Origin of the sequence: Paraglaciecola sp. L1A13 (genome assembly GCF_009796745.1) — a bacterium.
In the GTDB taxonomy this organism is placed as follows: domain Bacteria; phylum Pseudomonadota; class Gammaproteobacteria; order Enterobacterales; family Alteromonadaceae; genus Paraglaciecola.
Genome location: NZ_CP047024.1, coordinates 4,344,919 through 4,366,139 on the forward strand (window position 1 = coordinate 4,344,919; position 21,221 = coordinate 4,366,139).

At 42.6% G+C, this 21,221-nt stretch carries 17 protein-coding genes; 10 read left to right on the forward strand and 7 right to left on the reverse strand.

What is annotated here, in order from left to right; translation table 11 throughout:
* Positions 1-13 precede the first annotated feature (13 nt).
* The 3 genes from GQR89_RS18365 to GQR89_RS18370 all read left to right on the forward strand — a co-directional run bounded on the left by GQR89_RS18365 (position 14) and on the right by GQR89_RS18370 (position 1,815).
* Positions 14-919: a cobalamin-binding protein gene (locus GQR89_RS18365; protein ID WP_158771394.1), complete on the forward strand. Its 906-nt coding sequence runs from the start codon at positions 14-16 to the stop codon at positions 917-919.
* 219 nt (positions 920-1,138) lie between these two features.
* Positions 1,139-1,264: a hypothetical protein gene (locus GQR89_RS21645; protein WP_255455646.1), complete on the forward strand. Its 126-nt coding sequence runs from the start codon at positions 1,139-1,141 to the stop codon at positions 1,262-1,264.
* Between the two features lie 131 nt (positions 1,265-1,395).
* Positions 1,396-1,815, forward strand: a complete 420-nt coding sequence (locus GQR89_RS18370) for a DUF2721 domain-containing protein (protein ID WP_158771395.1) — start codon at positions 1,396-1,398, stop codon at positions 1,813-1,815.
* Between the two features lie 41 nt (positions 1,816-1,856).
* Here GQR89_RS18370 and tyrS read toward each other — a convergent pair whose 3' ends face one another.
* Positions 1,857-3,056, reverse strand: a complete 1,200-nt coding sequence (tyrS, locus tag GQR89_RS18375) for a tyrosine--tRNA ligase (RefSeq protein ID WP_158771396.1) — start codon at positions 3,054-3,056, stop codon at positions 1,857-1,859.
* A 210-nt stretch (positions 3,057-3,266) separates the two neighbouring features.
* On the opposite strand from tyrS, the gene GQR89_RS18380 reads away from it, so the two are divergent.
* Positions 3,267-4,565, forward strand: coding sequence for a peptidoglycan DD-metalloendopeptidase family protein (locus GQR89_RS18380; RefSeq protein WP_158771397.1), 1,299 nt, complete (start codon positions 3,267-3,269; stop codon positions 4,563-4,565).
* A 234-nt stretch (positions 4,566-4,799) separates the two neighbouring features.
* The gene (locus tag GQR89_RS18385; protein WP_158771398.1) at positions 4,800-5,276 is read left to right on the forward strand and encodes an Lrp/AsnC family transcriptional regulator; all 477 of its coding nucleotides are present in this window, start codon (positions 4,800-4,802) and stop codon (positions 5,274-5,276) included.
* 38 nt (positions 5,277-5,314) lie between these two features.
* On the opposite strand, the gene GQR89_RS18390 is transcribed toward GQR89_RS18385, so the two are convergent.
* The 4 genes from GQR89_RS18390 to GQR89_RS18405 all read right to left on the reverse strand — a co-directional run bounded on the left by GQR89_RS18390 (position 5,315) and on the right by GQR89_RS18405 (position 11,686).
* Positions 5,315-6,433, reverse strand: a complete 1,119-nt coding sequence (locus GQR89_RS18390; protein WP_158771399.1) for a succinylglutamate desuccinylase/aspartoacylase family protein — start codon at positions 6,431-6,433, stop codon at positions 5,315-5,317.
* 68 nt (positions 6,434-6,501) lie between these two features.
* Entirely contained in the window at positions 6,502-8,115 is a 1,614-nt protein-coding gene (locus GQR89_RS18395; protein WP_158771400.1) for a carboxylesterase/lipase family protein, read from the reverse strand.
* Positions 8,116-8,177: 62 nt separating this feature from the next.
* Positions 8,178-10,490: a DNA topoisomerase IV subunit A gene (gene parC / locus GQR89_RS18400; RefSeq protein WP_158771401.1), complete on the reverse strand. Its 2,313-nt coding sequence runs from the start codon at positions 10,488-10,490 to the stop codon at positions 8,178-8,180.
* Between the two features lie 80 nt (positions 10,491-10,570).
* The gene (locus tag GQR89_RS18405; protein WP_158771402.1) at positions 10,571-11,686 is read right to left on the reverse strand and encodes a sorbosone dehydrogenase family protein; all 1,116 of its coding nucleotides are present in this window, start codon (positions 11,684-11,686) and stop codon (positions 10,571-10,573) included.
* Between the two features lie 252 nt (positions 11,687-11,938).
* On the opposite strand from GQR89_RS18405, the gene GQR89_RS18410 reads away from it, so the two are divergent.
* On the forward strand, positions 11,939-15,073 hold the full coding sequence (locus tag GQR89_RS18410) for a hybrid sensor histidine kinase/response regulator (RefSeq protein WP_158772319.1): 3,135 nt from the start codon (positions 11,939-11,941) through the stop codon (positions 15,071-15,073).
* Positions 15,074-15,138: 65 nt separating this feature from the next.
* Here GQR89_RS18410 and GQR89_RS18415 read toward each other — a convergent pair whose 3' ends face one another.
* Both GQR89_RS18415 and GQR89_RS21385 read right to left on the reverse strand, forming a co-directional pair.
* The gene (locus tag GQR89_RS18415; RefSeq protein WP_158771403.1) at positions 15,139-15,819 is read right to left on the reverse strand and encodes a DUF2982 domain-containing protein; all 681 of its coding nucleotides are present in this window, start codon (positions 15,817-15,819) and stop codon (positions 15,139-15,141) included.
* 13 nt (positions 15,820-15,832) lie between these two features.
* Positions 15,833-15,979 carry a hypothetical protein gene (locus GQR89_RS21385; protein WP_199271340.1) on the reverse strand — a complete coding sequence of 49 codons (147 nt, stop codon included), beginning with the start codon at positions 15,977-15,979 and terminating at the stop codon, positions 15,833-15,835.
* A gap of 319 nt (positions 15,980-16,298) precedes the next feature.
* Between GQR89_RS21385 and GQR89_RS18420 the strand changes: the two genes are divergently transcribed.
* From GQR89_RS18420 to GQR89_RS18435, 4 genes are all read left to right on the forward strand, one after another.
* Positions 16,299-18,956: a reprolysin-like metallopeptidase gene (locus GQR89_RS18420; protein ID WP_158771404.1), complete on the forward strand. Its 2,658-nt coding sequence runs from the start codon at positions 16,299-16,301 to the stop codon at positions 18,954-18,956.
* A complete protein-coding gene (locus tag GQR89_RS18425) occupies positions 18,956-19,465 on the forward strand; it encodes a hypothetical protein (RefSeq protein ID WP_158771405.1) in 510 nt (169 codons plus the stop codon). The genes GQR89_RS18420 and GQR89_RS18425 overlap by 1 nt, the downstream gene beginning before the upstream one ends.
* Before the next feature lie 298 nt (positions 19,466-19,763).
* Complete coding sequence (locus GQR89_RS18430; protein WP_158771406.1) at positions 19,764-20,204, forward strand: hypothetical protein; 441 nt, start codon at positions 19,764-19,766, stop codon at positions 20,202-20,204.
* Between the two features lie 96 nt (positions 20,205-20,300).
* Positions 20,301-21,173, forward strand: a complete 873-nt coding sequence (locus GQR89_RS18435; protein ID WP_158771407.1) for an MBL fold metallo-hydrolase — start codon at positions 20,301-20,303, stop codon at positions 21,171-21,173.
* Positions 21,174-21,221 lie beyond the last annotated feature (48 nt).

The following is a 21,221-nucleotide window of genomic DNA, read 5'->3' on the forward strand; positions in this document are numbered from 1 at the left end:
ATGGTTATAAGGAATGACTCCACTGATATTTTATTGGCTCACTGACAACCACAGTAGAGCTGCCCGTTCGATAAACCACCGTTCGCTAATAAAGCAGATTTTTATCAGCGGAGTATTAAACTTCGTTATCATATTTTCGAGCTTGTTATTGCCAGCCCTTGCACAAAACAAACCTAGCATTATCAGCCTAGCACCGCACACTACTGAACTCATTTATGCGTTAGGTGCTGGGGATCAATTGTTAGCTGTTAGTGATTTCAGTGATTATCCAGAACAGGCCAAATTATTACCAAGGGTAGCGAGTTACAACGGCGTGGATTTCGAGCAGATCCTGCGCTTATCCCCAGATCTTATCGTCGCTTGGCAAGGGGGAAATAAACCTCAGGATTTAACCAGATTAGCAAGCCTAGGCTTTAACATTTATCTTTCTAGCCCTAAGAAACCAACTGACATTACTCAAGATATAAGAGCATTAGGTGCATTTATTGGCAGATCAGCAGAAGCGGATAATCTGGCGAGTAATTTTTCACAGCAACTTAATCTTTTAAAACAGCAATATGCTAAGGCTGTGAGTATAAATGTATTTTATTATATGTGGCCAGCGCCCCTGATGACGATCGGTCCTAATGCTTGGGCGACGCACCTTTTGCATATTTGTGGCGCAAAAAATGTGTTTTCCAACGCCCCGGCCGATTACCCACAAGTGAGTATCGAACAAGTGGCACGCAAGCACCCCAGTTTAATGATCGCAGCCATGCACGTTAGTTCCACAGAAGCGGAATCGTTTTGGTATGACAAACGCGCGCTTATACCTGCTCCTATTGCAGTGGTTGACCCTGATCAATTACACCGTTTCACCCCAAGGCTAATAAATGGGCTGACGACTTTGTGTAATAAAGTACACCATAATAAAGACTGAGATTTCTTCCACTTGGTACATTCTATTTTTGATGCCAAAAAATTCAACAATCGAACAACGTTCCAAGTATTTAGAGTTGTATATGTTGCTATATTTTCCTTTAAGACTGCCATTGGTAGTTATTCTATTACCGTTACAAAAAACATAGTCATCGACACGTTAAACTTAGCTTGTTATGAGCTTATCGCCCAGCGCTATTTGAAGAGTGTCACGGAATGAGTGAAAGCATTTGATGGGGCATCTTGGGCTTATCTTGGCGACCCACAATTACATCATGTACGTACGCCCAAGCTACCTATTCGAGAATGCCTATTTGATACCACACCACTGCTATTAAGCAGCTAAACCAAGCGCTTAATTTATAATTAACATTTAAAACTGGGAAATAATGGTAGGCGTGATAGCAACCAATTAGGCACAACTTCAAACTGTGCCATAATGGCAATACTTTTTCATATTTAGAATCTACCGCTAAGATGACCATCACCCTTACCACACCCGCAATGTTATTTCCGGCCATTTCTTTATTGTTATTGGCTTACACCAATCGTTTTTTGGCTCTGGCGAGCACAATACGTAATCTTGACCCCACTCAGGATCAAGAGAACACTCACGCGCAAATTAATAACTTACGTAAACGTATCCAGTTAATTAAACGGATGCAAGAATTTGGTGCCTTTAGCTTTTTTCTTTGCGTACTTTCGATGCTAGCTATATATGCTGAATATCAAACCATCGGTAGCACTATATTTGCGGCTAGTTTAATACTGTTGTTATATTCGCTAGGATTGTCGGTAAGAGAAATAAACATTTCAGTGGAAGCACTAGATTTGCACTTGAGTCACTTTAATTTAGATAGGAAAAAACGTAAATTTTCTCGTGATAAGCCAGAATAAGATAAGTGGTTTACTCCCTATGGAGTAAACCAAAATCGACTCTACGCTATTGTCACACGGGCAAATTTACGTTTACCCACCTGAAATACAGCTTGCTCTAAAGATGTAAAATGTGCTTTTTGATCAGCCACTTTTTCACCATCCATTTTGACCGCACCTTGCTTAATCATCCGCATAGCTTCAGAGGTAGATGTCACCAAACCAGCTTCTTTAAGTAAGTTGGCAACGGCCATACCCTCTTCACTTGCAGCGAAGTTAAATTCTGGCATTTCATCAGGTATGGCGTTTTTCTGAAATCGTTGAATAAACTCATGGTGCGCGGCTTCCGCTGCGGCATCGTCATGAAAACGTGCGATAATTTCTTTAGCCAAAGCAATTTTAATGTCTCTTGGATTGGTACCGGCGACTACTTGCTCTTTGTAATGCGCTACTTCTTCAATCGCCTTAAAGCTAAGTAGATCGTAGTAACGCCACATCAAATCGTCAGAAATGGACATGATTTTCCCAAACATATCGCTAGGGGAATCCGTTATGCCAATATAATTACCTAATGACTTAGACATTTTTTGCACGCCATCTAGGCCTTCTAGTAATGGCATCATTAATACCGTCTGTGGCCGTTGACCCTGTCCTTTTTGCAATTCACGTCCCATCAGTAGATTAAAACGCTGATCGGTACCACCCAGCTCAACATCTGACTGCAAAGCAACTGAATCCCAACCTTGTACTAGGGGATAGATAAACTCATGAATAGCAATCGGCTGGCCATTAGCGTAGCGTTTTTTGAAATCATCTCGCTCAAGCATACGTGCAACGGTCTGACTAGATGCCAGCTTAATCATGCCCGACGCACCTAATGCTTCCATCCACTCAGAGTTAAAGCGAATTGTTGTCTTCGCCGGATCAAGGATCTTAAATACCTGCTCTTTATATGTTTCAGCGTTAGCTAACACATCTTCTCGAGTCAGCGGCTTACGTGTCACATTCTTGCCTGTTGGATCGCCAATCATGCCGGTGAAATCACCGATAAGAAAAATAACTTCATGCCCAAGCTGCTGAAATGAGCGCAATTTATTAATTAAAACAGTATGACCTAGGTGCAAATCTGGTGCAGTCGGGTCGAAGCCAGCTTTAATTTTTAACGGTTTGCCCTCTTTTAACTTGGCAATTAGCTCTTCTTCCAACAATATTTCTTCAGCACCACGCTGAAGCTCAGCAAACGCACTTTGCCAATCTGCCATTTTAGACCCTTATAAATTCGTATATATGTAAAATTTTAGTCGGACATTTTACGTTGCACCGACTGCTATTGAAAGGGCGCATAAGGATTAATCAACTTAATGTTGCATTACTCATTAATTAAATATGTATAAAAAACGACCGCCCACTAGAAAATATTCTGTAATCATTATATTCTGCTAGTTCAATAGTTGTATGAGTTGAATTTCCCTGTGGTAAAAAAAGCCTTTTCACAATTACCAAAAGCACATAAGTGGGCTGTTATTTCCCTCGCTTCTCTCGTGCTAGTTCTCGCATTGTTTCCGTCTGATCGAGCCAGCGCATCGCGCAATACTGAAACTGCGCTGCTTGAAATAGGCAAGCGTTATGAATTACCGATTAGCACTGAGCACCTTGCTACTAGCACTACAGCCGAGGCTAACGACACCCTTGAATGGAAAACGTTTCAAGTTAAGCGCGGCGATACGTTAGCCAAAATATTTGCTCGAGCAGGTTTATCTGCCCGTGACACCTATAATGTTACCCAAGCAGGCGACCTAGCTAAAAAATTAGTTAAGATACGTCCTGGTCAGCTTGTTTCTTTGCAAATTGATGAGAAAGGTCAATTTGCTGGGCTTGGTTATGCGTTCTCAAATACTGAAACCTTACTTATTCAACCGGCAGAAGACGGCTCTTTGGTCTCTAGTGTCGATAAAAAGCAAGTTGATACCCGCTTAAATTACGCTCAAGGCGAAATTAATAGTAGTTTTTGGAATGCTGGTGTAAGAGCACATTTGTCTGAAAATCAAATCATGAGTTTGGCCGCTATCTTCGGTTGGGATATCGATTTCGCTTTAGAAATACGCCAAGGCGATAACTTCAACGTGGTATTTGAAGAAAAATATATCGATGGCGAGTTTGTTGAATATGGCGATATCGTATCGGCTGAATTTACTAACAGCGGAAACACCTTTACCGCTATTCGTTATTCCGATGGTAACTACTACACCCCTGAAGGGCGCAGTATGCGTAAGAGTTTTTTACGGGCGCCAGTCAGCTTTAAATATATTAGCTCTAGCTTTAAGAAGAGCCGCTTCCACCCGGTTCAAAAGCGCTGGAAAGCACACAGAGGCGTAGATTATGCTGCCAACCGAGGCACGCCAGTAATGGCTGCCGGTGATGGTAAAGTCATTCGTTCCTCCTATGATAAATACAATGGTAACCATGTGTTTATCCAACATGGTGAAAAATACGTCACCAAGTATCTGCATTTCACCAAGCGTAACGTAAAGGTCGGCCAAACTGTCAAACAAGGCGATATAATTGGCACTGTTGGATCTACTGGCTTAGCATCAGGCCCGCATCTTCATTACGAATTTTTGGTTGACGGTGTGCATCGTAATCCAAGAACGGTTGAGCTACCTAAAGCCTTACCCATTGCTAAAAAAGAACGTTCGGCCTTTGAACTTGTTGCCAAGCATCAGCTTGAATTGCTAAGCAATAGTAAGCGCATCATGTTGGCGATGAACTAAATCCCTTTGTCCAGATATCTTTCATTGATATCTGGACTGCAACGAACAACGCCGAAATGTAAGGTTAGCTCGACCAGTGAACGGGTTTTTCATTCTGACCATATAGCAACGATTCTATGGCCATCATTAGCCTAGGATTACTAAGCTAAAATAGCGGGCAATATTCCCTGCGACACAAACCCTAGCCGAGAAACGCTCCCGAGCATCTATTATCCCCTTATAATGAAAGAGACTATGGCGCAAAAAAACAGTCGTCCTTTAGATAGCATCGATTTAGCTATTCTCGCATCGCTTTTTGAAGATGCCCGTACCACAAACAAAGAAATAGCCAAGCGGGTTGGATTAGCGCCGTCATCATGTCTTGAGCGCATTAAACGCCTACAAGCGGATGATATTATCCAAGGCGCCTCATTGCAGGTAGATTTAAACGCACTAGGTGGTCATATTCAGGCCATGATATCAATTCGATTATCAGACCATAACCGCTTAGCGGTAGACGCGTTTGTCGCAGACTTATTACCCCTACCAGAAGTATTAAGCGTATTTCATATGGGTGGGAATATAGACTTTCTACTTCATGTTAGCGTTGCAGATTCGAGCCATTTACGTGATTTCGTGTTCGATCAACTTACCGCAAGGCCTGAGGTTAATCACGTTGAAAGTGCACTGGTATACGAGCATCGATGCTCTGGGCAATTACCTAAATTTTAAGACCTTTCCCCCCTACTTCGTCACTTATTTTTGCGCTGTTACAGCTCGAAATATTCGGTAAAGCATTTATATAATTGCGTACCACTAAGAATGGAAGCCGACGGGAAATGCAAAATTGGTATCATGTCGCATTGTGCGCGAATAAGTTCCGTTGCATTGGGTGTGTCAAGCTCATCTACATTAAGTAATTTAGCTAGCGGCTGTCCCTTTTTTACCGGCTCACCAGGCTTAGCCAAATACTCCACCATGCCGCCTTGTTGCGTGTATAAGACTTTATAGTCTTTTAGCATCGTTGCTACCCTGCGCATACGTTGAGGCTCAATATCACTTTCTATCAAGCAGCCCTTAGCATTCAAGTATCCCAAAATACTATTAGCGTCGTATTCCCCTTCAGTGAAGTTAATCACCTCCTGACTACCCATTTCAAGTGTGAAAGCCTCAACACCAAAGTCGATAGACTGTTGACGCTTTTCACTGAGCAGAGTTTGTAGTGTCCACCAGGGACAAAAAGTGGCTTCATCTAAGGCACCAGCGAATTTATTGGGAATTAAAATCACATGCGGAATATTAAATAAGCTCGCAGAAGCTTGTGCATACTCTGGTACATAAATGTGACGGGTTGAAACAGGACCGTTGTGTAAGTCGAGTACAAAGTCGGCATCAAATGCTAATTGTTGTAGCTTCAGGTTTAGCCGTTGTGCTAAACCAATTCCCCAAGGCTCTTCCAATTTATCCGCTAAGATCTGTTTTATTTGTTGACGAAAACGGTATTTTATCTGCACTAATGAATCATCATTATGCACATTTTTTGCGAACTCATGAATCAAACTTTCATCAAAGAAATATCCTCGATTCCAATTTGTACCGTTGACTGGATCGAATCTCCCTAAGGTATATTCGCCGGCCTTAATATTGGTGCCTACAGGATTACAATTAGGTACTAAAATCACTTCACCGCGGATCGGCTGCTGCTTTAATAGCTGAATAAGATGATAAATGACTACATTGCCTTGAACTTCAGCACCATGGATCGAGCTTTGAATATAGACCTTAGGCCCGGGTTGCTGGCCGATAAATCGGTAAAGGGGCACATTCATGTTGCGTCCCGACGCGTTTTGCGCCACGACTATATATTCTTTTATAAATTGATTGGTCACGATTGCGCTCGCTGTGATGGGCAACCTTGTCTCAGCGCTATACTGTCAACAAGCTTGCCATTAGAATGTTATTGCTGTGAATAATATTCGCGGTGAAAAGCATGCCGAGCCTTTAAATAAGTAATATCTTCCACCGTAGGCTCAGGACGCAAAACCATCCGCTTATGACTCAAAAATTTCGGCCATGTTAATAATTTTTTTGCATCAGAGTCCGTTGAATTCGGATCCCCCGTTTTAACGAAATTGGCAAAATATTGCTGCATGGTTGTCGACATTTGATAATCGGCTTTGCTCCACTTATAGAGCGGATTCACGTCCAAATTCCCCAGTGCATATTCAATTTCAGCAGAATGTACAGCTCCTCTTGGCTGATTGCTTAATAAGGTTCTTTTTGCCCCTATAGTGGCTGGACGTACGTGGTCATAAAAATAATAATAGCTTGGTGACGGGTTCGTTTTACTATTCTGGTAAACCCAATTATATGTCGCAATGCCCATAAATCGGTCACTAGCTAGAGCCTGAGCTGATGCCATTACTTGTTCGCTATTGTTACCAGGATACAATTGTAAAACTATTTCAAAATCATCCGGATATAAACGCTTAATGCGATCCTTATAATGCTCAACTGTTGGCGCACCATCGACCATAATTTGCTGATAACTGCCTTCTTGAGAATTATCGCCTAGCAGAAGTGGCACCTTTGCTTGCTTACCATCTGCGAATAATCCCACCACAGAGGCAGGCAAAAAATAGCCATCTACGTTCGGCTTAAAATAGATAAATCCCGCTTTAGTCACCTGATCAAGCAGCGCTTGTGCTGGTATTTCTCTAAGTGCAGCTATGGGGTCTTCGGGCTTGATAGCGGTTTTTCCTTTTGCGCTATTTTTGAGTAGCGCCATAGCAATTTCATCGCCATGCTGTTCTGCTTTACCAAGTGGCAAAGGGGCAAGCGGCGGTCCTACTATGGAGCCACTTTCGCCAATCGCACCCGCTATATAGGGCTTAGCAGAAGGAGCCACCAGCAGCGCACTGACTGAAATCGAACCTGCAGATTCACCGGCGATAGTAATACGCGCCGGATCGCCGCCAAAAACATTAATATTGTCCGCCACCCATTTAAGGGCCGCTTGCTGATCCATTAGTCCATAGTTACCAGAACCTTGGTAACCCGATTCATTCGATAATCCCTTATGGGCAAAAAAACCGAATACACCCAGACGATAATTGGCCGTCACCACCACTATGCCTTTTTGCGCCATCGACGCTCCGTCATAACGTTTTTCATCACTGCTGCCGGCAATAAATCCGCCGCCATAAAAATAAAGTAACACTGGCAACTTACTTTTGTTATTGACCTGTGGGGTCCAAACATTAAGGTACAAACTGTCTTCACTGGTATTTTCAGAGCGAAACTGCATATCACTGTAGATAGGATTTTGCATGGGTCTGGATGCGAAATTTTTTGCTTCTCGCACGCCTTGCCATGCACTAACGGGCTGCGGTGGTTGCCAACGAAACTCACCGACAGGAGGGGCAGCAAAGGGGATCCCTTTAAACGCACTAATATGCTTTTGTTCATCGCTGGTACCAGATAATAGCCCAAATTGTGTGCGTACTTGCTCAGCGCTGATGGCAGACACACTGAAAATAATAAGGGAATAAAGCACAGCGGCTACTTTCATGAGATGTCCTTGTGAGAGATAGAAAAGCGGTTACCTGTTACATAAGTAACCGCTAAAGAGCGTTAAATTTGGGGTTCGCCCGGTAAATCGCCATTAGATTCAAGTTGATTTTCGTTTGCTTTACTTGCCTCAACTTCAATACCATCGACGCGTTGCAGCCCTCGAGGTAACTTATTACCACGACGTCCTCGCTCACCTTGATAATGCGTTAAATCATCAGCGGTTAACGTCATACCGCGTTTACCTGCGAGTATCTTGACGTTAGCGCCTTGAGGTACGACTGCAAGTACGCTGACAAACTCTTCGCGAGATTGTGATTTAGCCGAAGGTATACTCATTATTTTATTGCCCTTACCTTTACCTAAACTGGGTAAGTCGCGTAAGGGGAACATCAACATGCGCCCTTCGTTAGAAATCGCTAAGCACCAATCTGACGTCAAATCATGCACCCGCTGAGGCGAAATAATTTTTGCCGCCTTGGGTAATGATAAGTAGGCTTTACCTGCACGATTTTTACTGATCATGTCAGCAAATTTGCCCACAAAACCGTAACCTGCATCTGAAGCTATTAGATATTTTTGCTCATCTAGGGCCATGATCACATGTTCAACACTTTCGCCACTCACAATACTAAAACGCCCAGTAACGGGTTCTCCTTGGCTTCGTGCAGAGGGTAATAAATGAGCATCACAGGAAAACGCCCGCCCAGAGGTATCCATAAAGACAGCTTGCTGATTACTGCGCCCTTTGCTACTTGCAAGATACTTATCGCCCGCTTTGTAGCTTAATCCTTCAACATCAACGTCATGCCCTTTTGCACAGCGCGCCCAGCCTTTTTCAGATAACACCACGGTTACCGCTTCCGATGGGATCAATTCTTTCTCTGTCAACGCTTTGGCTTCTGAACGCTCAATAATAGGCGAGCGTCTATCGTCGCCATACATTTCAGCAGCGGCCAGAATTTCCTTCTTAATCAATGTTTTCAAGCGACGATCTGAACCAAGAAGAACTTGAAGTTCATCGCGCTCTTTAGCGAGTTCATCTTGCTCACCTTGAATTTTCATTTCTTCGAGTTTTGCTAAATGACGTAACTTCAATTCAAGAATAGCTTCGGCTTGAATATCAGACAACGTGAACGTGTCTATTAGCACTTGCTTGGGTTTATCCTCGTAACGAATGATACGGATCACTTCGTCAATATTGAGGAAGGCAATCATCAAGCCTTGTAAAATATGTAATCGTGCTAGGACTTTATCTAGGCGATATTGTAAGCGTCTAACAACTGTATCTTTTCTAAAAATCAGCCATTCTGTGAGGATCATCCGCAAGTCTTTGACTTTCGGGCGACCATCTAAGCCGATCATATTGATATTAACGCGGTAGCTTTTCTCTAAATCAGTCGTTGCAAATAGGTGTTGCATTAACACTTTGATATCAACCCGATTTGAGCGTGGCGTGATCAATAAGCGTGTTGGGTTTTCGTGATCAGATTCATCACGTAAATCACTTACCATAGGCAATTTTTTTGCCTGCATTTGGGCAGCTATCTGTTCTAGAACTTTGCCACCAGATGCCTGATGAGGCAGTGCGGTAATTATAATATCGCCATTCTCTTCGTGATATACCGCGCGCATTTTTATCGAGCCACGGCCTGTTTCGTACATTTTACGAATATCACTTTTAGGTGTGATAATTTCCGCGTCGGTGGGGTAGTCAGGCCCTTGTACGAATTCAAGTAACTCATTTAGATCTGCTTTACTGTTATCCAGTAAATGTGCACAAGCATTGGCTACTTCACGCACATTGTGCGGCGGTATATCAGTAGCCATACCCACAGCAATACCCGTAATACCGTTAAGCAAAATATGCGGTAAGCGAGCCGGCAGTATCTTTGGCTCATTCATGGTGCCATCGAAATTGGGTTGCCAATCTACCGTACCTTGACCTAACTCGGTAAGCAGCACTTCACTAAATTTAGACAAACGAGATTCGGTATATCGCATGGCGGCAAACGATTTAGGATCATCTGGCGCACCCCAGTTTCCCTGACCGTCAACGAGTGGGTAGCGATATGAAAAAGGCTGAGCCATTAGCACCATAGCCTCATAACACGCCGAATCGCCATGAGGGTGAAATTTACCTAATACGTCACCTACCGTACGAGCTGACTTTTTATATTTCGCATTGTTACTTAACCCAAGCTCAGACATAGCATACACAATACGCCGTTGTACCGGCTTTAAGCCGTCACCGATATGGGGCAAAGCCCTGTCCATGATGACGTACATGGAATAATTGAGATAAGACTCTTCGGTGAATCGACGCATCGGAAGTTGTTCGATGCCATCTTGGTTTATAATAATTTCTTGACTCATAGTGTGCTTTATCGGCCGCTGTTTTTATTGTTGTGCAGCAAAAAAAACGTTTTGCTGCCGCTTTCAAACGTAAAAATAGATTACTTCTGGTAGGTTACCCTATAAATAACATTCGCGAAATCATCAGATACCAACAGACTTCCGTCGGGCATCGTCAGTAAAGCGACCGGTCGGCCCCAAGATGTTTCATCGGCCTGCAACCAACCTTCAATAAAGGGTTTGTAATCGATAATTTCATTATCCTTGAGCACTGCACGCATCACCTTGTAACCTGATTTTTTGCTTCGATTCCAAGAACCATGCTCAGCCACAAATAAACTGTTTTTTACCGACGCTGGAAACATATTCCCATGGTAAAAATGGATGCCTAAGGGTGCCACATGCGCAGCTAAATTGAATGCTGGCGCAATATAGTCTGCGGCTTTTTTACCTTCGCTGAATTCAGGGTCTTGCACGGTACCGCCATGATAATAAGGATAACCGTAGTGGCCACCTTCTTCGTCTACGCGATTAATCTCACAAGGAGGAATGTCGTCACCCATCATGTCGCGACCATTATCACTGAACCACATTTGCTTGGTTTGTGGGTGCCAATCAAAGCCCACACTGTTGCGTACGCCTTTAGCAACCCATACTCGCTCTTTGGTTTTAAGATTGAATTTTAAAATCGATGCAAACTCAGGATTGTCGAAGTTCTTACCACCGTTAGTCTGACAAATATTACATGGCGCTCCAACAGGTACATACAACCAATCATCGGGCCCAAAATCGATATATTTCCAGCCGTGATGTTTCTTGTCAGGTAAACCGTCAATCACCACTTCAGGAGTAGGTAGGTCACGAAATGTATTTTCAATATTCGGATACTTAATGATGCGACTCACTTCAGCCACGTATAAATCACCGTCTTTGATGGCTAAGCCGGAAGGCATGGTCAAATCTTTAGCGATGGTTAGCACTTCTTCGGCCTTACCATCTTGGTCCTTATCGATAACAGCACTCAGTACACCACTATCGCGACTGCCAACAAACAAAATGCCATTTTCACTCAGCGCCATCTGACGGGCGTTTTTCACATCCGAGGCATAAATGTCGATTTTAAATCCGGCAGGTAAAGTCAGTTTTTCCAGCGGCAGCGTGTCAGTCATTCCCTGAAAACTAATAAAAGAGAGTAGAATCAAACGGCGAAGTATCATAGATTATTTCCAGTGATGATAAAAACATAGTAACTATAACAATTCCACTCCCCTTGAGCGACGCCTTGTTTAAAAAAACGCTTGGTTCATATAGAGTAAATTTTCGTTTAGTGGAGTTTGAATTCAGTAGATATCTATCCTAACGGCTTCGAAGTTTATCGCTAATAAGGTGATCGATATTAGTACTCGTTAACGGATTCATTTAGCTCAGCAGGAGATACCTTGAGGCCTAATTACCCATCTAAAAAAGCTATGCATATTTGGCGAGCATTGCTGGTGTGCTTAACATTAGGTATTGCATCCTCAGGGACAGCACAACAAGCAGAGAGTTTAATACAGCTTATTTCCAAAGAGCACGAAGTGAGTTTGTCGTCGTCTATTAGCGTAATGCAAGAGTCAGGCGTTGAACTCAGTGTTTCGCAAGCACGAGATATGTTATCTCAGTTCGTTTGGCACTCTGGTGGCAATCCCAATTATGGATTTTCAGAGCATGGCATCTGGCTGTATACCACCCTTAGTAATGTGACGACGACAGACAAATGGGTGATTAGCGTGGCATTTTCACAACTCGATAATGTCGACATGTATATATTGCAAGACGGTCAGGTCATCGCATCGAGCTTCCAAGGTAAATTAGGTCAGTCATCTCATTATCGTTTACCCGTCCTAAAAGTTGATTTACCTTATGCCCAGACTGTTGAGCTCTTCGTAAGATTACAAAGCCAACACAGCAGTTTAGTGGCGCCCATCACCATACAATCGTCTGAATCCCATGAAATTCAGAATTTTTATGATAATTTGTTATGGGGCTTGTTTTACGGCGGTTTGATCATACTCGCTATATACAATTTGGTGGTCTATTTAGCCCTACGAGAAAGCAGCTTATTAGCTTATGTAGGCTATATTTGCACTGTTATCATATGGCAGTTCGTATGGGGCGGTCATGCCAATATGATGCTACCCCAAAAAATTTCTGACTGGTTTAATATGCACACAGACATTATCTTTGTGTTGATTGGCATTGGCTCCGGTATATTCACCATAATATTTTTAGAGGCGAAACATACGGCGCCTAAAACCCTACCTTTCATTAAGGCCAGCATAGGCCTGTTGGCGTTAATGGGATTATGCTCGATGGTAAATCTGTTCCCGCCCGTATCACAAAATGCCGCTGTCTATGTGGTAAGCATGTTAGCCATAAGTTGCTATACCTACGCAGGATTTGAAAGCTACTCAAATCAATTTTATGCCGCTCGTTATTTCATTTTTGCTTGGACCATATTAGCGACTTGCGCCCTCATAGGCATGTTTAGTCTAGTGGATATTCTGCCCTCTAATTTCTTCACTACCTACTGCTTCCAATTTGGTGTGTTCTTTGAGTCAGCTCTGTTCTCTTTAGCACTCATGGACAAGAGCCGCCACCAGTTGGAATTAGAAGTACAACAAGCCACTAATGATTTGCGCAATAATATCGAATTGGTCGAAGAACAAAACGTACGCTTGGATATCGCTCGCAAGGAAGCCGTTGCCGCCAGTAATGTAAAATCACAATTTTTAGCCAATATGAGCCACGAAATTCGTACGCCACTAAATGCGATTCTGGGTTTTAGTAAAGAGCTACAGCAAAGCAACCTTGCCGCAGACAAACGTGACCAAATCAATATCATCAATGATGCTGCTGATAATTTGATGACGATAGTGAATGATGTACTAGACGTTTCTAAGATTGAAGCAGGCAAGTTACAGATCAATAGTCACCCTTTGGCAATTAATGAATTGCTTGAAGAAATGATTGGCGTAATGGCTAAGTCTGCCCATTTAAAAGGGCTAGAATTTGTCTATGACATCGAACCGTTGCCTATAAAATTGATTGGTGACAGTTTTCGAATTCGCCAGATACTCAATAACCTACTAGGTAACGCACTCAAATTTACCGACCATGGTCACATAGGTTTAGCCGCATCAGGCCGCATGTTAGAGCACGGTATTTTTGAACTCAATATTAAAATTGAAGATACAGGCATTGGCATCAGCCGAGAAGATAAACGTAAGTTGTTCACGGCATTTTCTCAGGTCGATGATGCACTTAATCGCTCATATCAGGGAACCGGGCTCGGTTTAGTTATTTGCAAAGAATTGGTTAAATTGATGCACGGTCAATTATCGTTACATAGTGCTCCCGGGCAGGGCAGCGTATTTAACGTCACCATTCGTATGAATATTTTAAATACTAAACTCAATATTTCTGCCGAAAGCGAATGGCACAATCAACAAATTTTATTATTTGACCCTTATCCTAATGCGCGTTTTACCGCCAGTAAACTGCTTCGAGCACTTGGGGCCAAGGTTACAAGCGCTGACTCCATAGCATTTTTACAAACCTGTACCCAAAAATTCGATTATCTTATGTTATGCGTTCACCCTCAGGATCAAATTTCCAATGAGCGGGCGTTTGAATGCGCTGAGCATATTAATGCGACTCATAAGGTTTTGCTGTGTTCCGGTCAAGAATCCTGTTCTCGCTTTTCACAACACGCCGCCCAGTTTTCTCCACAGATGCGCTTACCACTGACACCGGGTAAGTTAGAAGAAATTATGCACAAGCCAGTGCAAGACCCAGTCAATGAATTACAGCAGCGCTTACAACATCTCCCTCCAGTTAAAGTGTTAGCCGTTGACGACATGGAAATGAACTTGAGACTGCTCAGTACTTGGCTTAAGTCGTCTCCGCTAATTATAGAGGAAGCATATAGCGGTCAAGATGCCGTGACACTATGTGAAGAAAATGAATATGATTTAATTTTGATGGACGTTCAGATGCCCAATATGGACGGCTTACAAGCGACTAAGCTTATCCGTTCTACCCAACTCAATTTCGGAACACCTATCATCGCAGTAACCGCCCACGCATTTAAGGAAGAACAGCAAAGGCTATTGAACAGTGGTATGGACGACTACCTTCCTAAACCACTAGATCTATCTGATTTAGTCGATTTGATCAATCGCTGGTGCCATCAGGGCGAAGAAGATAACGTACCAGAAGAAATATTCAACTGGCAACTAGCATTAAAACGTGCCAATCAAAACGCCGATGCCGCCCGGGACTTATTTAATCAATTTATGCTTCAACTTCCAGAATTTGCCGATAAATTCAGCCGCCTAAAAAGTCAAACTAAGTACGATGAACTGCAGCAGGTTGTGCACAGCTTACATGGAATTTGTTGTTATACGGGAGCGTCAGCTTTGCACTCGACTTGTGCTGAATTAGAATGTCAGTTGAAACGCAAACAGTATATAAAAGTCCCGGCGTCGTTAGCTAAAATCAGCTTTGATATAGAAGGTCTGCTCACTCAAAAAGAGGCTATTAAGTTAACGATGCGCGACTAGCAGCAGACTCTTTGGTATGTGTAAGATGCGCATTCTAAAATGATAATTTACGCTAAAAAATGGCACTACTTTACTTTGTTTTGCACATACTCTTGGCACTCTCGCAATAATTGCACAAAATCTTGTTCGCTGCGATCAAGCTCAGATACGCTGATAAACAGATCGTAACCGAGTCGCTGACGTAATTTAGTCATACGGTTGGCTAGCATAGCTTGGATACCCGTCAAAATAGTGCCATCAGGTAATTTGTGTTTGTCATCTTCAACTAAATCATTACTGAAGCTTTCCCCTGAAGCATTTTCGGCTTTGTCTCCGAGCAGTAAGAGCGGGCGCTGTTCCATAAGAAGATGAATCATCAACCTGATAGGTGTTGTGGTCAAAAAAGGCCGATAATCTTTGAGTTTAATCCCTACCAAGCTTAAGTCTTCTAACTGTAAATCGCGATGGGCTCGAGGAACATCAATGCGCTGAATATTGTCCCAGTTTACATACCATTGCCCTTTGCGATGCTGATAACAAATTGAATCATGTGACAGCTCAATACTAAAAATGGGTTCACGAAACTTAAACCATGCGATTAACAGGGCGACAATCCCAGCGCTGGTCGCAAATATTCCTGCCAAGAAAAAAGATTTAGGCAGCCAACCAAATATAGCTGCACCTAAAAGCAATCCCCCAACACCAAACATACTAGTGGTAAGTACATTACGTTTTGCCGCAGCACGAATTTGTATTACGTCTTGCATACTTTTCCTTTCACTAAGCCCAAAACCCAAAATATACCAACCCCATCAAAATGCCCCAAATAATGATATAGCGCATACGTATGCAACGAGGACAATCAGATTTAAATAAGCGTAATAAACTAACGTTATCGCTTTGGGCTGATTGCTTTTTTGCTGCCATAAACGTCTCCTTTTGGTTGCTGGGCATGGGATTTATTATCTCGTATTGTACCTGATTATCCGCCCAGTCAAATGCGCGTTTATGCAATTCATATTCAGTTCATGTCTATAAGCGAGAATATTGCGTTAGATTTGTTATACAAATTCCATTATTTATCACTAGAATAAAGCGCATGTAATTATTCAAGCTTGGCATTTTTGTTCTGTCAGTATTGAATGAAGTAGAGCAAACACGGATGAGACTGTTCTTTAATTTTAAGCTGGCCGCTTAGCTTAGTCGGGGCGATATCTCGCAGGCAGTCAACATTCAAGGTTGTTTTATGCAAGTAGTAAATAGACAAATTATCAATAAAATCACTCAACGTATTATGTTCGTCGTGATGTCAGGCTTTAGTGCCTTAAATATCAATAATGCATTCGCTGAAATAACATGGGTTGAATCCGCACAAAGTAAATCAGTTACCACTTTAAATCCCGAAAAAGTTATTGCATCTAAGGGGGCTTATCAAAGTATTGACAGTGATAGCCTTGCGCAACATTTCGGTGATAAAAGCAGCACAATCACCTTAGCCGTTCCATTGCCTGATGGCACTTTCGCTGATTTCACTCTAACGCCATCAACGGTTATGTCCCAAAAGTTAGCCGACCGTTATCCACAATTTATGTCTTATAATGCAGTTCAAGTTAATGCGGCACAAAATATTGGACGTTTTAGCCTGACACATAAAGGACTCACAGGTATTTTCCGTCAGCAAAATCAATGGGTATTATTGTCTCCTTTGTATGAAAACAATGCGAGCCAATACATTAGTTACTATTATTCAGATTCTGAAGGGGAAAGCTTACTTCCACTTGGTGTTAATGATGCTTTACTCTCTCCAGCCGTCTCATCTGATGACACGAACCTCCAGTTAACTACAGCACAAAAAACCACTGGTGATACTCTTACGACATACCGCTTAGCGTTAAGCGCAACGGCAGAATATACCGCTGAGGTGGGCGGCACAAAAGCGGATGCCGTCGCTGAAATGATTACACTGGTTAATCGGGTCAATCAAATTTTGTTGGTCGATACCGCCATTCAATTCGAGCTAGTAGATAACGATGACATCATTTTTACCGACCCCGACACAGACCCTTATTCCGATAGTGATGCCAACGCTGATATTGAAACGAATCAACAGGTGATAGACGATGCTGTTGGCAGTGATAACTATGATATTGGTCACTTACTTGCCACTAACCCAGGCGGTTTAGCCTACGTGGGTGTGGTGTGCCTAAGCGCTTACAAAGCACAAGGTTATACAGGAAATACCAATCCTCAAGGCGAACGTTTTTATATAGATTTAGTTATTCATGAATTGGGTCATCAACTTGATGCCGAACACTCTTTTAACGCTCAGGATTTAGACTCTTGTGACGAGGAGCAGCGCAGCAGTTTCAGCGCATTCGAACCCGGCAGCGGTTCAACCATCATGTCGTATGCAGGTATCTGCTCCACTCAAAATATACAAAATAACAGTTCTCCTTATTTTCATGCAGGCTCAGTGGAACAAATTCGTGACTATGTAGAAACGGGGCGCGGCCGTTTATGCGGCACCACCACCAGTCTAACGAATTCAGCACCAAGTCTCACATTAACAAATGATAACTACACGATCCCTGCCAACACTCCTTTTTTACTAGACGTAGAAGCCGATGACAGTGACCTATTGACCTACACTTGGGAGCAAATCGATGTCGGAGGGGTTGATGGCGGTACCGCCAATGCCAGTGAAATGGCCAGCGACAATGGTGCTAATCCATTATTTCGTTCATATGCTGCTGTAAGTGACAGTTATCGATATTTCCCTGCATTGGCCGATGTTTTGAATGACACAGTGAGTTTTGGTGAAGCGTATGCCACTACCAATCGTGAATTAAATTTCCGCGTGACCGTTAAGGATAATAAAGGCGGGGTAAATACCGCTGATGTATCGCTTGATGTTGTAGACACCGGCACTGAATTTACAGTGAATCAACCTAATGCTAGCAGTGTTTGGCAGGGCAATATCGCCCAAACTATCAGCTGGAACACAGCATTGACTGAAAACGCGCCCATCAGTTGTCAATTCGTCGATATTACTGCCGATTTAGACGGCGATAGTGTTTTTGACAGTACACTTGCCAGTAATGCCGCCAATGACGGTGAACACGTCATCTTTTCACCGAATACGAATACCACCAATGCACGAGTCAAAATCAGCTGTGTAGACAATGTATTTTACGCCGTCAACCCAGCCAACTTCACAATTAACCAAGGCGACACTTCGGTTGCGCCAATCATTGATGGTCAATCAATATTGACCGTTGATGAAGATACCAGTATCACCATTACCTTGGATAATTTACAGGTTACCGACCCCGACTCTTCGTATCCCGACAACTTCACATTGAGCTTAGAAGCTGGGGCAGATTACAGCTTAGAAAATAACATCACAGTCGTACCCGATAGCAATTTTAACGGCGAATTGTCAATCTCGGTTACCGTTAACGATGGCATCGAAGATTCAAATTCATTTGCACTTGTGCTTAGTGTAAATCCAATTAATGATGCGCCAGAGGCAAATGACGATAGCGAAACCGTTGAACAAGACAGTGCTACCACGCTGATAAATGTGCTAGGTAACGACATAGATATTGACGGCGATACATTGAGCATCAGTGATATTAGTTACATCGGCAACGGTACTGCAAGCATAAGTGGCGATCAAATTAGCTATCAACCTAGTGCTGCTTTCTCAGGGACCGAAAGTCTAACGTATATTGCCAGTGATGGCAGTTCAACCAGTAGTGCCACTTTAAGCATAACGGTTTCAGCTACATCAACAACACCTGTTACCTCTAGTAACTCTGGGGGGGGGTCGCTAGGTTTTTTCTGGATTTGGTTCCTTGGTGCAATAGCATATATACGCCAATCTCAAATTAGGCTTAACTGATGCCAAAGCCAATTTACCTTCGCGTTTTAATGAGCTCTATTATATTGCTTGGACTCAGTAGCCTAAATGCTTGTGCCTGTTTTAGTGACTCAAGCGAAAAAACCGCGTCTGAATCCCGTTATGCAATTGCGCTTAATCCATCTAAAAATGCAAATACGAGCGAGCAGGTAACGCCGGCACAAGAAACATCACAGGCGAAAGATAGCATGACCTCAAATGAACACCCGCTAAGCTGGGTTATTGACGCGGATCCACAATCTGATGCCCAGCAAGCCATCGTTAACAGTGATTTTCGCTTATTAGCTTTTTCAGGCCGCGCTGTATCGATACCCGGAGTTGATTTATCTAAGCAGCCACTTGACGTTTTAAAGCGCCATTGTGGCTATCGCACGCTAAAAGGCACTGGAGATATGCTGCGCGTTGGTGAACAAACATCGCTGCGTTCCAAAGCGCACGATTATGCAGTTATTTATAATCAACACATATTAACGGAATGTAAGTTGCGGTAGCTAAAGAAAATATATCTCGTATTATTTTTTTGAGTATCTTAAAAACTACTCAAAAACGCCTTATTTTTAACCCATAAAATAAAAATGGGCGTAATCTTTTCTTCAGCGCAATACACATTGCATTAGCTGATGAGTGTTTAGGTAATTAACACACCGTAGCCTGACTTTTTAATTCTCTCTCGTCATCAATCACTTTGATATATCGCGCCAATTTATTAATTGCCACACCCATGCAGTCATGGAGAGGCTTAATAGCAAGTTACCTCAGGGTGAGGTGATATCAAAAAGGATAAACGATATGAACAATATAAAAATGGCTTTTCTAACAGGTATGTTGGCACTGAGTATTTCAACGGCGACGAATGCTCAAGAATCAAGTTACTCATATGGAACAGTGTGGGAAGCCCATGGTATTCGAATATTACCCGGCCAATTTGAAAATTACATGGATCATCTATCCGGCAGTTGGAAACAAGTTTATGACTTTGCCAAAAAAGAAGGCCACGTTATTGACTACCACGTACTTGCCACGAATAACGCAAGGAAAGGTGAGGCAGATATAATGTTAGTCATCGAATACAAAGACTATATGAAAACAGCTGAGTACCAAGATTTTCAAAAGAAAATCGATGAGCTGCTTTCTACCAACGAGCGCAAGGCTGATAAAGAATTTGGTGAAAGAGCAACCATGCGTGAAACCTTGAGTTCGATGCAATTTCAAGAGCTTGATTTAAAATAGTAAGACGTAAACCCCATGTCTTAGAACACACAACATGAAATAATTCTGCGCAAATGGCGTTCGTATTATCACTGATAAATTATAACGTGATTCGCCATGCAACCCATTTCCTCGAAACTTATTTTGCTAGTAATAAGCCTACTAACCTTCTCAAACTTTGCCTCAAGTTATGAAATTGAAACCTTAGAGGGCGGTCTTTACCGATTTATTGATGATCGACATCGCTCTGTTTTTATGATCACCAAACAAGGTGCACTTATTACAGATCCACTGAATACGGCTGCTGCCACTTGGTTAAAAGCACAAATAAAATCTCGCTTTAACGTGCCCATTAAATACGTTGTATATAGTCACAATCATTCTGATCATATATATGGTGCTGAAGTGTTTAACGATCCCAAAACTATATTTGTTGCGCACAAACTTGCAGCTCAAGATATTCATAACACCAGCGCCAATACCGTTGCCCCAGACTTGACGTTTGATGATGAAATGCGCTTGAATATTGGCACGCAAAGCGTTCGTCTCAACTATCATGGACCCAATGATGGTAGAGGCTCTATAAGTATGCTGTTCGAACAGCAAAAATTACTCTTCGTTGTGGATTGGATAATCGTGGGTCGGATGCCTTGGCAAAAACTATGGAGCTACGATATTCAGGGAATGATAAACTCCACGCAAACGGTATTAACGTATGACTTTACTACCTTTGTCGGCGGCCATGCTGATGTTGGCAACAAACAAGACGTGGCACATTATTTGCGATATTTGAATCAGCTATATAGTCAGGTCACAGCTGGCGCACTAGCAGGTAAATCATTAGCAGACATTCAAAAATCCGTCGATTTAAGGGAATTTAGTGATCTAGCAAACTATGAACAGTGGTTGCCGCTAAACATTGAAGGTGTTTATGAGCGTTTAATGGAAGAATCAGGTATGGGTTGGCGTCCAGATATTTCTCGACCGTAAGCAACTTACCCGAGCTAATCAGCAAAAGATGTAAGGCCCTGAATAGGT

What these genes read in the sequence shown, in the direction of transcription:
- GQR89_RS18365 (WP_158771394.1), top strand. Translation starts at nt 14, where the DNA reads ATGACTCCACTGATATTTTATTGGCTCACTGACAACCACAGTAGAGCT.
- GQR89_RS18370 (WP_158771395.1), top strand. Translation starts at nt 1,396, where the DNA reads ATGACCATCACCCTTACCACACCCGCAATGTTATTTCCGGCCATTTCT.
- tyrS (WP_158771396.1), bottom strand. Translation starts at nt 3,056, where the DNA reads ATGGCAGATTGGCAAAGTGCGTTTGCTGAGCTTCAGCGTGGTGCTGAA.
- GQR89_RS18385 (WP_158771398.1), top strand. Translation starts at nt 4,800, where the DNA reads ATGGCGCAAAAAAACAGTCGTCCTTTAGATAGCATCGATTTAGCTATT.
- GQR89_RS18395 (WP_158771400.1), bottom strand. Translation starts at nt 8,115, where the DNA reads ATGAAAGTAGCCGCTGTGCTTTATTCCCTTATTATTTTCAGTGTGTCT.
- parC (WP_158771401.1), bottom strand. Translation starts at nt 10,490, where the DNA reads ATGAGTCAAGAAATTATTATAAACCAAGATGGCATCGAACAACTTCCG.
- GQR89_RS18405 (WP_158771402.1), bottom strand. Translation starts at nt 11,686, where the DNA reads ATGATACTTCGCCGTTTGATTCTACTCTCTTTTATTAGTTTTCAGGGA.
- GQR89_RS18410 (WP_158772319.1), top strand. Translation starts at nt 11,939, where the DNA reads ATGCATATTTGGCGAGCATTGCTGGTGTGCTTAACATTAGGTATTGCA.
- GQR89_RS18415 (WP_158771403.1), bottom strand. Translation starts at nt 15,819, where the DNA reads ATGCAAGACGTAATACAAATTCGTGCTGCGGCAAAACGTAATGTACTT.
- GQR89_RS21385 (WP_199271340.1), bottom strand. Translation starts at nt 15,979, where the DNA reads ATGGCAGCAAAAAAGCAATCAGCCCAAAGCGATAACGTTAGTTTATTA.
- GQR89_RS18420 (WP_158771404.1), top strand. Translation starts at nt 16,299, where the DNA reads ATGCAAGTAGTAAATAGACAAATTATCAATAAAATCACTCAACGTATT.
- GQR89_RS18425 (WP_158771405.1), top strand. Translation starts at nt 18,956, where the DNA reads ATGCCAAAGCCAATTTACCTTCGCGTTTTAATGAGCTCTATTATATTG.
- GQR89_RS18430 (WP_158771406.1), top strand. Translation starts at nt 19,764, where the DNA reads ATGAACAATATAAAAATGGCTTTTCTAACAGGTATGTTGGCACTGAGT.
- GQR89_RS18435 (WP_158771407.1), top strand. Translation starts at nt 20,301, where the DNA reads ATGCAACCCATTTCCTCGAAACTTATTTTGCTAGTAATAAGCCTACTA.